Here is a 14,565-nt window from a genome sequence, read left to right on the forward strand (position 1 = left end):
AATGAATACAACATCTCCATCTCTATCGAACAACTTGCAAGATGCGCAACGCGCACAGCATACACCATCGCATAATACGCCTATGTTTAATTCAGTGCTTCATACCTCGCCGCAGTTAACACCTGAGACGGCTAAGCTAGATATACGCAATCTAAATTTTTATTATGGCCAAGCACAGGCACTTAAAAATATTAATATGATTATTCCTGAAAACCGAATCACAGCGCTGATCGGACCTTCAGGTTGCGGTAAATCTACGTTATTGCGTGTGTTTAACCGTATTTATGATATTTACCCAAAACTTCGTGCTGAAGGTGAGGTTTTGTTTGATGGTCAAAATATCTTAAACGACAATATTTCTGTAAACGAACTTCGCGCTAAAATCGGTATGGTTTTCCAAAAGCCAGTCCCTTTCCCAATGACCATTTATGAAAACATTGCTTATGCAATCCGTCATTATGAAAAACTGTCTAAAGCCGAGATGAACAATCGCGTAGAAAAAGTTTTGCGTGACGTAGCTTTGTGGGATGAAGTTAAAGACAAACTAAATCAAAGCGCATTAGGTTTATCAGGTGGTCAGCAACAGCGTTTATGTATTGCTCGTGCTGTGGCATTGAAACCTGAAGTATTATTGCTTGATGAGCCAACATCTGCACTAGATCCTATTTCTACTGCAAAAGTTGAGCAACTGATTGAACAGCTTAAAACCAAATATACCGTTCTGATCGTAACGCATAACATGCAACAGGCAGCGCGTATTTCTGACTATACGGGCTTTATGTTCTTAGGTAAGTTGATTGAGCTAGATACCTCTAACAATATCTTTACCAATCCAAAACAACAGCAAACCGAAGACTATATTACTGGTCGTTTCGGTTAAGTTTTTCTCTGTTTTTTAACAGTTTCGAAAAAAAGACGATTTAAATATCGTCTTTTTTTATTTGTGGAGCTTACGATAGGTCTTGATGCTTAGCATCCCAATTAACCATAAAAATGCTGTTTTAAATGCTGACTATAATCTGTCAAATACTGATATAGCTGCTCACGATGATTGGATTTTGGCATATTCTTCGCTGCCAATTGTGTTCGCTTAATCTCTAACTGTTTTAAAATTTCAACCTGCTCAAGCTCAGACAACAACGCTTTTTCTTTCTGTTGTTTTTTGATGTCTAAATAATTTTCCGCCCATATACGTAGCGGATCATTAGCATCAACTTGGGCAAACAAATTAGTTATCAGCAATGCTGGCATATCTTGCTGTAATGCCAATTCAGCCGACAATAAACCTCGAATCGAATAAAACACTTTTTTATAAGTAAAGTTATCTGCGACTTGCATGACTTTCATGCCATTTTGAGCCAAAGACAAATAGTGATAATACAATGCACTATAGTCGATGCATTCAAGCAAACCTTGTTTAAAGCTATCCCATTCGGGGAAAGTATTCATATATTCAATATGCGCCCGCACCCACTCCAAAACAGTTGGATTGCTTTTTGCCAGTAACCCAAACATTTTGTCGAGATCGTAAGATACAAAGTCGAAATCACCGTCCATGATTTCAATCAGGTCACGATGTTTTTTATAGTCAAAATATTGTGCTTTGCTCGGCAAGTGAAAACCACGTACATCATAATCACTGTCAGGGCTTGCCATGCCCCATAAGCGGCTACCACTTTCAATATAAAACAGTGGAATGTCCTGACGCTGTTCAAAGAGTTGTTGAATATTTTTTTCGATGTTCATGTTATCTATTCTCAATATAAAAAAAGCGCATCTTTCGATACGCTTTTAGCAGAAATTTTTCTATTCAATCAAGTCTTAAAGATCGAATAATTTCCCTGGGTTCATTAAACCATTCGGGTCAAATACTTTCTTCAAGGCTTTCATATATTCAATTTCTTCTGCAGAGCGGCTGTATTCCAAATATGGTTTTTTGGTCATCCCCACGCCATGTTCAGCCGAAATTGAACCGTTGTATTTTTTCACAGTTTCAAATACATACTTATTCACCACCTGACATTTGGCAAAGAATTCATCTTTCGTCAAATCAGCAGGTTTTAAAATGTTCAAGTGCAAGTTACCGTCACCAATATGACCAAACCAGCAGATTTCAAAGTCTGGGTAGTTTTCAGTCACAATCGCATCGATTTCTTTAATAAATGCAGGCACATGAGTGATTAGCACTGAAATGTCATTTTTGTACGGGATAAACGGCGCAATCGACTCTGAAATATCTTCACGTAAACGCCATAAATTTTGGACTTGTTCAAGGCTTTGGCTCATCACACCGTCAAGCACCCAACCTTGTTCCATACAGTGCTCAAAAATTTCCATGGCTTTTTCCATGATTGGCTCGTATGGTGCTTCAAACTCAAGCAACACATAGAACGGGCATGGCGTTTCAAATGGACGTTGTACATGACCATGATCAAGAACTTTTTGCATTGCAAGTTCACCAAAGAACTCAAATGCAGTCAGGTCAATCTTGCTTTGGAAAGCATGTAACAATGGCATGATTGCATCAAAATCTGGTACACCTAGCACCATCACTTGCAAGTCTTGCGGTTGGCGCTCAAGCTTGATTTCAGCTTCAGTGATTAAACCCAATGTGCCTTCACTGCCAATAAACAAGTGTTGCAATGCATAACCTGTTGCATTTTTAACCATGCCTTTGTTCAGGTGCAATACATCGCCTTTTCCTGTCACGACAGTGAGACCCAACACCCAGTTACGGGTCATACCGTATTTGATCACTTTGATACCGCCAGCATTGGTACCAATGTTACCACCAATCTGACTTGAACCTGACGATGCAAAATCGACTGGGTAATACATGCCTTGTTCTTCTGCATAGTTTTGCAGTTGCTCTGTCACTACGCCTGCCTGAACGCGCACCATACGATCTGCTGGGAAGAATTCCAGAATCTGGTTCATCTTGTCCATGCTCACCACGATTTCACCATTGGCTGCAACAGCACCCGCAGACAAGCCCGTACGGCCGCCCGATGGTGTTACGGCAACATTGTACTGGTTGGCAAGCTGAACAATCGCTTGGACTTGTTCAGTACTCGATGGGAATACAATCACCGAAGGGTTTGGGTCAAAGTGCTTAGTATGGTCTTTCCCCCAATTTCCTAAGCTATCGGCATCAGTTTTGATGCGATTTTCACCTACAATTGCCGTCAGTTGATTCAGTAATTCAGGTGATAAAGTGACAGAAGCATTCATCGTGTACACGCCTAGCAAGAAATAAACAAGTTGTTGCTCACTATGTTATCATATTGCGACCAAATTTGGCCTTATGTAGCGGAGCGGTAATGAGCCAACATCTATCACTACCTAAAGATAAAATTCGTTTCTTATTGTTAGAAGGTGTGCACCAAAATGCCATCGACACTTTAAATGCTGCGGGTTATACCAACATCGACTATCGTAAAACTGCGCTTGAAGGCGAAGCTTTGAAAGAAGCTGTTCAAGATGCGCACTTTATTGGTATTCGTTCTCGTACACAATTGACTGAAGAAGTGTTTGCTGCTGCAAACAAACTCATCGCAGTCGGTTGCTTCTGTATTGGAACAAACCAAGTTGATCTTAAAGCAGCAATGCTTCGTGGTATTCCAGTATTTAACGCACCATATTCAAATACCCGTTCAGTTGCGGAACTTGTTCTTGCAGAAACTATCCTGTTACTTCGTGGCGTGCCAGAAAAATCAGCAAGCTGTCACCGTGGTGGCTGGAACAAATCTGCAGCAGGTTCTTTTGAAACTCGCGGAAAAACTTTAGGTATTGTTGGTTACGGTTCAATTGGCTCGCAACTTTCTGTACTTGCAGAAAGCTTGGGTATGCACGTGATTTATTATGATGCAGTGACTAAATTACCAATGGGTAATGCGCGCCAAGTCGGTTCTTTAGATGAATTGCTTGAAACTGCTGACGTTGTAACATTACATGTACCAGACGTTCCATCGACACGTAACTTCTTCGGTAAAGCACAATTCAGCAAAATGAAAGAAGGTGCGATCTTCTTAAATGCTGCACGTGGTACATGTGTAATCATTGAAGATTTGGCAGATGCGATCAAATCGGGTCACCTTGCTGGTGCTGCGGTTGACGTATTCCCGAAAGAACCTAAAGCCAATGGTGAAGAATTCGTTTCTCCACTTCGTGGTTTAGACAACGTGATCTTAACACCTCACGTTGGTGGTTCAACCATGGAAGCGCAAGCGAACATCGGTTTAGAAGTTGCTGAGAAATTTGTAGCTTACTCTGACAAAGGTATGACACTTTCTGCGGTGAACTTCCCAGAAATCGCATTACCATTGATGGAAGGTAAACACCGTTTACTACACATCCACAAAAACATTCCAGGTGTATTGTCAAAAATCAACAACTTGTTTGCCGAACAAGGCATTAACATCTCTGGTCAGTCTTTAATGACCAAAGGTGATGTTGGTTACTTGGTAATGGACGTTGACGCATCTGCATCTCACGAAGCACTTGAGATGTTGAACCACGTTGAAGGCACAATCCGCGTTCGCGTATTGTTCTAAGCCTAGACCGACCGTCTTTAAAAGCCACAACCTTGTGTTGTGGCTTTTTTATCGCTATATTTTTACCATTTGATCAATAATTTCAACATGGGCTTTTTCAGAAATAATCATACTGTCCAGTCAATTGCCCTACTCATGATTGCGATTGTCAGTGTACAAGCCAGCGCCTCTCTCGCCAAAATTTTATTTGCCTCATTTCCTGTGCTCAGTATTTCCGCCTTAAGGCTATTTTTAGGTTTTGCCCTTCTGGCTGTATTTTTTCAAATTTGGCGTGTGGCATGGCAACAGATTCACTGGGCATCCATTCTCGGTTATGGTTTGGCACTTGCAGGCATGAATGCCTTATTTTACTTATCTTTAAGTCGCCTACCATTGGGTATAGCCGTATCGTTTGAGTTTATTGGGCCTTTGAGTGTCGCATTACTGCATGCCAAACATCGTTATGACTTGATCTGGGTGGGCTTGGCGATTGTAGGTTTGTTATTGTTATTTCCATGGAATCAAACGCAGCAAGCACTCGACCCTGTTGGAATTTTTCTGGCGATTGGTGCAGGTGCCTGTTGGGCGGTTTATATTTTAACAGGCTATCGCCCTTCGGGCATTTCAGGCAATCATACCGTGTGTTTAGGCATGTTGATCGGCTCTTGTGTGTTGCTCCCGATAGCACTATGGATTGGAACACCAATCAAGGTATTAGAGCTGCCTTATCTACTGTATTTTATTTGCTTGGCTTTCCTCGCCAGCGCTTTGCCTTTTTCTTTAGAAATGGTGGCATTGCGCCATTTAAGTCCATTGCTATTTGGTACGCTGACCAGTTTGGAACCCGCTTTTGCAGCGCTATCAGGTGTGCTGTTTTTATCAGAACATTTACTTTGTACACAATGGTTCGCGCTTGCCACCATTATGATTGCCTCAATTGGCTGTACATGTACCACTCAACTCGGCAAACAGAAGATAGAGCAACAACTCAATTCTCTCAAGCAAAACCAAGCATAAAAAAAGTGGCATCTCTGCCACTCTTTCAAAACCTGCAATATATTTATATTTAGAGCATCTTTAGACAACGATCCAAAGCAAAATACGTAAAGTTAGCTCGATATAAAAGTCTGATAACTAATTCGACAAATCAAAATCGTTACCAGTACCAAGAAAATCTTACGTACAAAGCCACTACCATACTTCATGGCAGCTCGCACACCAACCACAGAACCCACAACATTGGCAGCCGCCATCATTAAACCGACATGTAAAATTGCATGCCCAGTTGGAATCAAAAAGCTTAATGCAGCAAGGTTAGTCATAAAGTTGCCAATTTTCGACAAGGCTGAGGCATGTAGAAAATCCACACCCAAAAAACGGATAAAGAAGAAAATAAAAAAGCTTCCCGTTCCTGGGCCAAAAACCCCATCATAAAAACCAATTGCCAAACTACCAATAGCAGCCAACACCAGCAATTTTGGGGTAATGTGCAAATCGACTGCCACTTGCCCAAAACTTTTTTTCATAAACGTGTAAATGGCAATGATGATCAGCATCACCAACACAAAAGGACGCAAAACGGATTGGGGAATTAGAGATAAACATGCTGCACCAGCAAAAGAGCTGATCAAGGCACAAATCGCAATCACCAACAGTAATTTCCATTGCAACTTGACCTTACGTGCAAACGTATAGGCTGCCGATGCTGTACCAAAAATAGAAGAAACCTTATTGGTTCCGATTACCGTAGCAGTTGACATTGATGGGAAAGTGCTCATCAGTCCTGGAATCTGAATGAGTCCGCCACCACCCACAGCAGCATCGATGGCTCCTGCGGTAAATGCAAACCCAAGCAGACTTAAGATCGTTATTGTATCCATGCAGTAATCATCACTTTTCTAAATGAAGGACTCGCTTAGGAACTAAGCGCTTTTTATCAGTAATTTGTGCCAAACCTAAACAGCGTTCGCCATCAAATACCAAAACTTGCTCTGCGGCAGCATGATCAATGTTACTTTCCAAACCATTACAGAAATACTTGCTACGCCCCTCAGGAACTTGAACCTGTGGCAAATGCTCAACAGGTGCATACGCAGGCAATAACAATGCCTCGCGCTCAGCCTCAGTTAAGCTTTCCAAATAGGGCAAGGTATAGCTTGGAATTAAATCAAAATGACCTGTTGCCGTTCGATGCAATGCACTTAAATGCCCCCCACAGCCCAGTGCTTCACCAATATCTTCCCCCAATACACGAATGTATGTGCCTTTAGAACAAATCACATCTAAAGTTAAACTATTTTGAGTAAATTCAATTAATTGTAGTTGATAAATCGTAATCGGACGTGCTTCACGCTCAATCACGATTCCTTGGCGTGCCAACTCATATAACGGTTTGCCGTGTTTTTTTAATGCTGAATACATCGGTGGGACTTGCTGAATATCACCACGAAACTGCTCAAGTACCTGTTCAATTTTTTCTGGAGTCAGTTCAGGTACAGGACGTTGCTGTAAAATCTCACCTTCCACATCACCTGTAGTGGTAGTTTGCCCAAGCTTCACGGTGGTTTGATAGCGTTTTACCGATTCGAGTAAATAGTGCGAAAACTTGGTGGCTTCGCCCAAGCAAATTGGCAATAAGCCTGTTGCTAAGGGATCAAGTGCACCTGTATGTCCTGCTTTTTCTGCTCGATATAGCCAGCGCACCTTTTGTAATGCAGCATTAGAACTAATATCCAGTGGTTTATTCAGTAAAAAAACACCGCTAATTGGGCGACGCTGAATTTTAGGCTTAGCAACAGACATACATGAAGTAATCAAAAAAAATGACACGCCATCTTAACAAAAGCCTAACCAATCTTCAGCAGGATTGTGTACTTATTCTCAACAGTCGAATTTTTATCGCTTAGAATGATCACAGGCATAAAAAATGCGCCAGATTCGGCGCATTTTTTTGACTCAAATAAAGCGAATTAAGCTTTACGAGCTGGCAATTTTTCACGAATACGTGCAGCTTTACCAGACAAGTCACGAAGATAGTAAAGTTTAGCACGACGAACGTCACCACGACGTTTCACTTCGATTTTAGCAACGATTGGAGAGTGAGTTTGGAAAACACGCTCAACACCAATACCGCTAGAAATTTTACGTACTGTGAATGCAGAGTTCAAACCACGGTTTTTCTTAGCAATGACAACACCTTCAAAAGCCTGAAGACGTTCACGATCACCTTCTTTTACTTTTACTTGGACAATAACAGTGTCACCTGGTGCAAAAGCAGGGATGTCAGATTTTAGCTGTGCATTTTCAACAGCTTGAACTAAAGGATGCTTACCGCTCATGGGGTATCTCCAATTATGCGTGGATCAGAAGAGGTCTGATATCCACTGGGTATAGAGGCTAAATCGCATAGACCCGATTATCTTTCTCTTTATGTTTGACCACTTCAATGCATAAAGAGCCTATTCAAGAAGACTTAAACATAAGTTTAAATCCCAATTCGAAGCATTGCTTCTTCTTGTACAAGGACAGTGATGATTAATCACTGCTATTTCCTCATTCATCTTTTAGCCATTTTTTTTGCTGCTTGGTCAACTCTACCTGCTCGACCAACTCGGGACGACGTTCAAGTGTGCGTTGATAGCGTTGCAAAAACCGCCATTTTTCAATATTGGCATGATGCCCAGATTTTAAGACTTCTGGGACGTCCAATCCTTCAAAATGATCTGGCTTGGTGTATTGTGGGCAGTCTAACAGGCCGTCCACAAAAGAATCTTGTATTGCAGATTGCTCATCTGACATCGTATTCGGCAAACGACGAATAATGCTGTCTAACAAAACCATCGCAGGGAGTTCACCACCCGATAAAACGTAATCTCCAATCGACCATTCTTGATCGACATACTTTTGGAGTAAACGCTCATCAACCCCTTCATAACGTCCACACAGTACAATCAATCCGTCATATTCAACAAACTGCTGTACTGCCTGCTCATTTAAGGTTTTACCTTGTGGTGACATATACACCACAGGAACATGAACTGCTCCTGCCTGCTCTGCAAGCTGTTTGGCATGAGAGATTGCTTTTGCCAACGGCTCAGCCATCATCACCATACCTGGACCACCACCAAATGGACGTTCATCCACTCGTTTGTAGTTGCCCTCAGCAAAATCACGCGGATTAATACAAGTGACTTGTACAATATCGCGCTTTGCTGCACGTCCGCTAATCCCGTAGGCTGTAATCGCTTCAAACATTTCAGGAAAAAGCGTAATCACTGCAAAAAACACTACAGATTCCCCTATTTCCTGCTGCGTTCGTCCTTCGCAAAAAGGATTAGTAATCTACGCCCCAATTCACGTAAATTCGACCAGCTTCAAGATCAACTCGCTGCACCACATCTTTATGCCATGGAATCATTCGCTCTTCGGCATCAACACTGTCAGCTGTGGCACGAACCACCATGACATCGTTAGCACCTGTTTCAAACAGCTCGTGGATTTGACCGAGATTGACTTCCTGCTCATTATCGTCCAGACCTAACACAGTTAAGCCTTTCAAATCTGACCAGTAATACTCATCCACACCTGGTTGAGGTAATTGCGATTTTGAAATCCAGATATTAGCGCCAACCAAGCTATCGGCTGCAGTGCGATCATTCACACTTTTAAGCGCAACAACCAAGCCTTTACCATGTGGTTTCCAGCGTTTTACATCGACTGTTTGCCAACCTGCTTTGGTTTCAATGTACCAAGGCAGGTAGTCAAAGATATTGCTCATGGGTTCTGTATTGGAATAGACCCAGAGCCACCCATTCAATCCATAAGCTGAACGTAACTGTCCAATCTGAATACGATCTTCGGGTACATTCTGTGTTGGTGTCATGGGCTACCTACTACAAAAATTATGCAGCAACTGCAGCTTTTTTAGCTTGAGCAGCTAAAGAAGCAACACGTTCAGAAGCTTGAGCGCCTTGAGCAACCCAATGTGCAAAACGGTCTGTATCTAAACGAAGTTTTTCCGCTTGACCTTGAGCAGTTGGGTTAAAGAAACCGATACGTTCGATGAAACGACCATCACGTGCATTGCGGCTATCAGTCACAACGATTTGATAAAATGGACGTTTTTTTGCACCACCGCGCGCTAAACGAATAACTACCATGATAAAAGCCTTATAATTCTTACGGATTATCCCTGCGCCGACCATCGGCAACACTTCAAACCCCTTTCATAGAGGGCGGTATTTTACGTGATATTCACCCCAAAGGAAAGATCAAATCGTAAGTTATCCACCGTTTTGAATTTATTTTTAGTTACTGTCCCAGGTTGAAGAACTACTTAAACTGCAACTTGATGCCCCTTGTGACCAGTACTTTTGTCCATCTTGGTTTAAGCAGACAACTCCATTACCATTTTGTTGGGTTGAACTGATAGGAGTAGCTGTTAAAGTATATCCTTGATTGTCTGCATCCAAAGTTAACATCACCGTATAATAAGCAGTTCCTGTACTTGGATAACTCGCTGTTCCTCCAACACCTGTTAAAGTTGCACTCGCATAGTTATTGTTGGCGAGTTTATAACTTTGTAAACTTCCCGCTACTCGCATCAACTCTGTTTCCACATCAGCACGATTGGTTCGAATTTTATATTGAGTATAACTAGGATATGCAATTGCCGCTAAAATTCCAATAACTGTCACTGTAATCATCAGTTCAATCAGAGTAAAACCTAAATTTTTTGTTTTCATTACCAATTCTCTGAACCTTGTACCGTAGTTCCACAACTTGTATAAGAAACATTCGACAACGTTTTATTCTTACAGCGTATCCCTGTACTAGTCAGTAAAAAATTATAATTTTTCTGATCTGTTGTGGTTGCCTGAATAGCCCAATTGCGACCCACTGCCGAGTTATTGGTTAAAGTAACATTGCTCGCATCAGGATCTACAATCGTAATGGTATAGGGATAACTTGTTGTAGTTGCAACAGTTGTTGTTGTAGTCGAAAATCCTTTGTAATTAAAATTACGTGCTTTCCAACGATCAAGTAATATAGCTAAGCGCTGCATTTCCTGCTGCGCTTGAGCTGCACGTGAACGCCGTGCATATTCTTGATAACTAGGTATTGCAATAGCCACTAAAATAGCGACTATCACCACTGCAACCATCATTTCAATGAGAGTAAACCCTCTATCTTTGAAAAATAAAGGAGCATTTTGCATAGTCAACTCCTTTATTGACTGGCTTCATACCAACGCTGTGGAATCAAAGACAAACTCGTTGAATATATTTTACGATTAGATGACAAGTTTCCACTAGCTGTAACTAATGTACGTGTTGAACCCGTACTATTAGTACTACCTACACTTGGCGCAACAATACCTGCACCAATATTAGTATGGTTAATAAAAGATGATGATGTATAAACACTTGAAGAACACTGACCGTACGGCATACAGAACTGTGTAACGAAACTATTACCTTTTACACCTGCACCACAAGTACCTGATAACCCATCTTTACTACCATCAAAAGTAGTGACATACATATCGTTATTAATAACTAAAGGTGCGCTTAAAACTTTTTCATCTTGAATCATTGATGATGCAAAAGCGTAATACCACCCCCCAGTCGTTGAATAAGGTGCAACAATAGTCGCATTCGATGCACGCGTTGTATCGGTTAGAGGTAACAATTGAGATGTTGTCGGTGAGGCTGTAGAAGTTGCAAGTGTTAAGTCATGAGTATTCATAGAGCTTGAATAACTGTAACTTGTTGTTCCACCAGATGTAGTTGTCGTGTAATTATATAAATCTGAACGTGCTACATCCTTGTCATATATATTATAAATAGCGTCGTTATTATAATTCGAGTTTGAAGAAGATGCGGTATCAAATAAAGGCGAACTAAGATTACCACTACCAATAGATACTACACCAAAGATAGTTCCACTAGAATTATAAGTCGAAAATCCAGGCGTCTCATAGAAACGAGGACTATATTGTCCATTATTTAAATTGAGCAAGCGAACTGGTGTTTTCGCAAAAGCACTCACTGCAGGTGCATTATTATTTAAATCAACACGCCATACTTGACCACCTAAATCACCGAAGTATAAATGATCGATCAAACCATCTGAATTACGATCTACAGTTTTAATTTGACTCACCACACTATATTGCATATTTGCTGCAGTCGTATATTGAACACCTGCGGTTGTATTGCTAGCAGTTGCATTCGCCCCAGTCCACCATAAAAGCTGACCTGTTAAGGCGTCAAACATATACATGCCTGCTCCAATTTTGTTGGTCTGTGAATAGGTTGTTCCTTCATAACCAGCATAACCAGTTCGGCTACCATCTGTAGCAAAGGTACCATCACCATTTGTACCCCCAGCATCATAACCACCGCCCACAAACATGACTAGGCGCTTGGAACCATTCCATCGCACCCAACCAATACTTGGTTTTGACCAACTTTGCCCCATAAAAGCCAATTCTTTGTAAGTCGTTGAACTACCGTTATACCAAACTTTACTCGTAGTACTCGTCCCTGGATCAATATGAAAAGCAATTGATGGGCTCGAAATATTCTGCAAATTCAAAGCATAGTAGCTACGCCCACCCATCCGCAATCCACCATATGCCATCTGTTTGCCAGTTGCACCACCCATGCCAGTGCCAACTGTAAGACTACCATCTGCATTTGGTACATATTCTGAATATACTTCCCATGGCGCATCAACACCATAATAAAGCGCTGCAGTACCACCACTGGTTGACTGATATTGTAAAAATGCATTTTTTTGTTTGGTGACCATTTCATTTGGAACAAAAGCAAACTTTTCTGTACCTGTTATCGCATCTACAACATGCAATAACCCTTGTGTACTTCCAAAAAGAGCATAATCACTACGATTACTTGTACCAATAGAACCATCGGTATTGGTTGTAATTGTACCGCTACTAGTTAACAGTATAGGGGCTGAATGCATGACTGCGCCAATCTGGCGTAACTCACCAGATGAAATTAAGGCACTCGTACTTGCTGGCAAATTGTTTGGATCTATAGCAAAACCTAACAATGTAAGTAAATAGCCACGAGCAGAATCTGTTGTAGTATTCAAATAACTCACATCTATTTGATTTAATGTTGTTCCAGTCGTATTTCCACTGCTATCACGATCAATCAAGAGCGTACGGTTTGCTGTATTCGATGAGTTTGCACCTAAAGGTAAAACTCCTTTCACCCCTCCATACGCTTTTGAAGTTGAAGTACTGTTTGTCCATAAATCCGTATTGGTAACAATCTTACCCGTAGAATCAACTACACTATTGCCACTTGCATCAGTAATATAACCATTCAATACATTGTATTTTTTTAAGTTACCCTGCCAAAGCTGATAAGTTTTGTCTGGTGTAGGTTGAAACTGCGAAAAATAAGCATAATTTTGTACAGCAGTCGGGTTTAATTTATCGGTTGGAATAGTTGCTGAGCCTGTCGTTACAGGTGGAATATCGGTTGATAATGTATTAATAAAACTGTTTACACTATTAACAACATCCGATGAATTAGCACCTAAATACCATCCACCTTGACCATAAACACCCCATCTTGCAGCATTTTTAACATCAGCTACATAACTACTAGTGATAGTTGCATTATCAATATTACTAATATTGGTTTGTTGACTTAATGCTGTGCTATATGAAGGAATTCCATTAAATTCAGCACCAAAACCCACAACAGCAGTTTTAATAGATAAGCCTAAAGGGTTCTTTTGAACTGTTGAAGAGGAACCATCAATATTTCGATTCAAGAGTAATTGAGAAAAATCTGCAATACATGCCCATCCTGCATTAGAAGTTCCTCCTTGAAAATAAGTACCACCTAATGAGCCTGAACAAGTTAAAGCACTACCATAACTCGTACTTCCACCCAAAGCATTTTGCATCAATGGTTGCGCTATACTTGTACCTGAGTTATTTGGCTCACCATCCGTTAAGATATAAATCCCTTGCCCACTACACTGTGTAGTACTTGTACTAGTTAATTGGCTCGTGATTGAATCTGGAGCTGTGTACGCAGTCTGATTACTATTCCAAGCAACAGATGAATAAGGAAAACCACTATAGCTATTTGAACCTAACAACGTACCTGTAAAATTATAACAAGTGCCACTATTACTGCCTACTTTACAAGCTGCTGTTGAGGTATAACCACCATTACCTAATGGGGAAGTCTGCGTTGCCGAATTCCAAGAACTACAGCCATTGTAGCTACTATTATATGTTTTACATGATTGGTAATATGTTTTATTGCTACTTACATAACTAAAATATATAGGTAAATTTGTTGCTGTATATGTTGGCAAAGTATTTGTACCCATCATATAAGCACCAACATCAGCATAAGCATGAGCTGTTGGGGTACCACCATTCGCTGTCAAATTTGATACAGCATTGAGTAATGTTTGCCTTTGGGTAATACCATTTACAGTTGCATCTAAACGTCTAGCAGGCACAACTATATACCCTGCATTACCATCTCCATTATAAGAAAATGTAGAGAGTCCAATCACTTTATCATCAGAAAGTGCTGTAATCGATTTTGATGTATTCCCATTTAATAAATCAAAAACACCATCTTTTAAGCGATCAACGCGAGTATAGCATCGATAAGAGGAGCCATTTAAGGTACATTGATTTTTTACAGTTGTACTAGCACTACTTGCACTGACTGAACAATAATCACGACTATAACCACCACTAGCTGTATCACTAGATATTGTACAACGTGATGATAAGCCATAGTCTGTCGCAATACTACTATCCCCCATACTCCCCGAGGTATCTAGCATTAGCATTAGCGTAATCGTACCGTACTTTGCTGCCTGATAAATACTAATGTCACTCGCATAAACTGCTGGGCTAGAAAAACACATAAATAGAGAGAGTAATGCTGCTCCCCCAGAGACCATGAATTTCCTAAGGTGACAATAATAATCTGATAATTTTTTTAGTTTTTTCATAATTACC

The 14,565-nt window shown here is 40.8% G+C and carries 14 protein-coding genes; 3 read left to right on the forward strand and 11 right to left on the reverse strand.

Going from position 1 to position 14,565, the window contains the following annotated elements; translation table 11 throughout:
* The first annotated feature begins 1 nt into the window (after nucleotide 1).
* Nucleotides 2–880: a phosphate ABC transporter ATP-binding protein PstB gene (gene pstB, locus F975_RS13915; protein ID WP_004754417.1), complete on the forward strand. Its 879-nt coding sequence runs from the start codon at nucleotides 2–4 to the stop codon at nucleotides 878–880.
* Nucleotides 881–981: 101 nt separating this feature from the next.
* Here the strand turns inward: pstB and F975_RS13920 are convergent, their stop codons facing one another.
* Nucleotides 982–1,746, reverse strand: coding sequence for a nucleotidyltransferase domain-containing protein (locus F975_RS13920; protein WP_004754419.1), 765 nt, complete (start codon nucleotides 1,744–1,746; stop codon nucleotides 982–984).
* A gap of 75 nt (nucleotides 1,747–1,821) precedes the next feature.
* Nucleotides 1,822–3,231, reverse strand: a complete 1,410-nt coding sequence (locus F975_RS13925; protein WP_004754421.1) for an FAD-binding oxidoreductase — start codon at nucleotides 3,229–3,231, stop codon at nucleotides 1,822–1,824.
* An 89-nt stretch (nucleotides 3,232–3,320) separates the two neighbouring features.
* Here F975_RS13925 and serA point away from each other — a divergent pair, with 89 nt between their 5' ends.
* Both serA and F975_RS13935 read left to right on the forward strand, forming a co-directional pair.
* A complete protein-coding gene (serA, locus tag F975_RS13930) occupies nucleotides 3,321–4,553 on the forward strand; it encodes a phosphoglycerate dehydrogenase (RefSeq protein WP_004754423.1) in 1,233 nt (410 codons plus the stop codon).
* Nucleotides 4,554–4,640: 87 nt separating this feature from the next.
* Entirely contained in the window at nucleotides 4,641–5,549 is a 909-nt protein-coding gene (locus F975_RS13935; RefSeq protein ID WP_004754425.1) for an EamA family transporter, read from the forward strand.
* A gap of 92 nt (nucleotides 5,550–5,641) precedes the next feature.
* Here F975_RS13935 and F975_RS13940 read toward each other — a convergent pair whose 3' ends face one another.
* The 9 genes from F975_RS13940 to F975_RS13980 form a co-directional block, all read right to left on the reverse strand.
* Nucleotides 5,642–6,412: a sulfite exporter TauE/SafE family protein gene (locus F975_RS13940; RefSeq protein WP_004754427.1), complete on the reverse strand. Its 771-nt coding sequence runs from the start codon at nucleotides 6,410–6,412 to the stop codon at nucleotides 5,642–5,644.
* Nucleotides 6,413–6,422: 10 nt separating this feature from the next.
* A complete protein-coding gene (gene truB / locus F975_RS13945) occupies nucleotides 6,423–7,334 on the reverse strand; it encodes a tRNA pseudouridine(55) synthase TruB (protein WP_004754429.1) in 912 nt (303 codons plus the stop codon).
* Between the two features lie 167 nt (nucleotides 7,335–7,501).
* A complete protein-coding gene (gene rplS / locus F975_RS13950; RefSeq protein WP_004754432.1) occupies nucleotides 7,502–7,870 on the reverse strand; it encodes a 50S ribosomal protein L19 in 369 nt (122 codons plus the stop codon).
* A gap of 214 nt (nucleotides 7,871–8,084) precedes the next feature.
* Nucleotides 8,085–8,819: a tRNA (guanosine(37)-N1)-methyltransferase TrmD gene (gene trmD / locus F975_RS13955; RefSeq protein ID WP_004754435.1), complete on the reverse strand. Its 735-nt coding sequence runs from the start codon at nucleotides 8,817–8,819 to the stop codon at nucleotides 8,085–8,087.
* Between the two features lie 46 nt (nucleotides 8,820–8,865).
* Nucleotides 8,866–9,414: a ribosome maturation factor RimM gene (gene rimM, locus F975_RS13960; RefSeq protein ID WP_004754436.1), complete on the reverse strand. Its 549-nt coding sequence runs from the start codon at nucleotides 9,412–9,414 to the stop codon at nucleotides 8,866–8,868.
* Nucleotides 9,415–9,433: 19 nt separating this feature from the next.
* Entirely contained in the window at nucleotides 9,434–9,691 is a 258-nt protein-coding gene (rpsP, locus tag F975_RS13965) for a 30S ribosomal protein S16 (RefSeq protein ID WP_004754439.1), read from the reverse strand.
* Nucleotides 9,692–9,838: 147 nt separating this feature from the next.
* The gene (locus F975_RS13970) at nucleotides 9,839–10,276 is read right to left on the reverse strand and encodes a type IV pilin protein (protein ID WP_004754440.1); all 438 of its coding nucleotides are present in this window, start codon (nucleotides 10,274–10,276) and stop codon (nucleotides 9,839–9,841) included.
* On the reverse strand, nucleotides 10,276–10,749 hold the full coding sequence (locus tag F975_RS13975) for a type IV pilin protein (protein ID WP_004754442.1): 474 nt from the start codon (nucleotides 10,747–10,749) through the stop codon (nucleotides 10,276–10,278). Before F975_RS13975 ends, F975_RS13970 begins: the two co-directional genes overlap by 1 nt.
* An 11-nt stretch (nucleotides 10,750–10,760) precedes the next feature.
* Nucleotides 10,761–14,558 (reverse strand): hypothetical protein, encoded by a 3,798-nt coding sequence (locus F975_RS13980; RefSeq protein ID WP_034426088.1) that lies wholly within the window; start codon nucleotides 14,556–14,558, stop codon nucleotides 10,761–10,763.
* Between the last annotated feature and the right edge of the window lie 7 nt (nucleotides 14,559–14,565).

Origin of the sequence: Acinetobacter brisouisimilis (assembly GCF_000368265.1) — a bacterium.
In the GTDB taxonomy this organism is placed as follows: Bacteria; Pseudomonadota; Gammaproteobacteria; order Pseudomonadales; family Moraxellaceae; genus Acinetobacter.

What these genes read in the sequence shown, in the direction of transcription:
- pstB (WP_004754417.1), top strand. Translation starts at nt 2, where the DNA reads ATGAATACAACATCTCCATCTCTATCGAACAACTTGCAAGATGCGCAA.
- F975_RS13920 (WP_004754419.1), bottom strand. Translation starts at nt 1,746, where the DNA reads ATGAACATCGAAAAAAATATTCAACAACTCTTTGAACAGCGTCAGGAC.
- F975_RS13925 (WP_004754421.1), bottom strand. Translation starts at nt 3,231, where the DNA reads ATGAATGCTTCTGTCACTTTATCACCTGAATTACTGAATCAACTGACG.
- serA (WP_004754423.1), top strand. Translation starts at nt 3,321, where the DNA reads ATGAGCCAACATCTATCACTACCTAAAGATAAAATTCGTTTCTTATTG.
- F975_RS13935 (WP_004754425.1), top strand. Translation starts at nt 4,641, where the DNA reads ATGGGCTTTTTCAGAAATAATCATACTGTCCAGTCAATTGCCCTACTC.
- F975_RS13940 (WP_004754427.1), bottom strand. Translation starts at nt 6,412, where the DNA reads ATGGATACAATAACGATCTTAAGTCTGCTTGGGTTTGCATTTACCGCA.
- truB (WP_004754429.1), bottom strand. Translation starts at nt 7,334, where the DNA reads ATGTCTGTTGCTAAGCCTAAAATTCAGCGTCGCCCAATTAGCGGTGTT.
- rplS (WP_004754432.1), bottom strand. Translation starts at nt 7,870, where the DNA reads ATGAGCGGTAAGCATCCTTTAGTTCAAGCTGTTGAAAATGCACAGCTA.
- rimM (WP_004754436.1), bottom strand. Translation starts at nt 9,414, where the DNA reads ATGACACCAACACAGAATGTACCCGAAGATCGTATTCAGATTGGACAG.
- rpsP (WP_004754439.1), bottom strand. Translation starts at nt 9,691, where the DNA reads ATGGTAGTTATTCGTTTAGCGCGCGGTGGTGCAAAAAAACGTCCATTT.
- F975_RS13970 (WP_004754440.1), bottom strand. Translation starts at nt 10,276, where the DNA reads ATGAAAACAAAAAATTTAGGTTTTACTCTGATTGAACTGATGATTACA.
- F975_RS13975 (WP_004754442.1), bottom strand. Translation starts at nt 10,749, where the DNA reads ATGCAAAATGCTCCTTTATTTTTCAAAGATAGAGGGTTTACTCTCATT.
- F975_RS13980 (WP_034426088.1), bottom strand. Translation starts at nt 14,558, where the DNA reads ATGAAAAAACTAAAAAAATTATCAGATTATTATTGTCACCTTAGGAAA.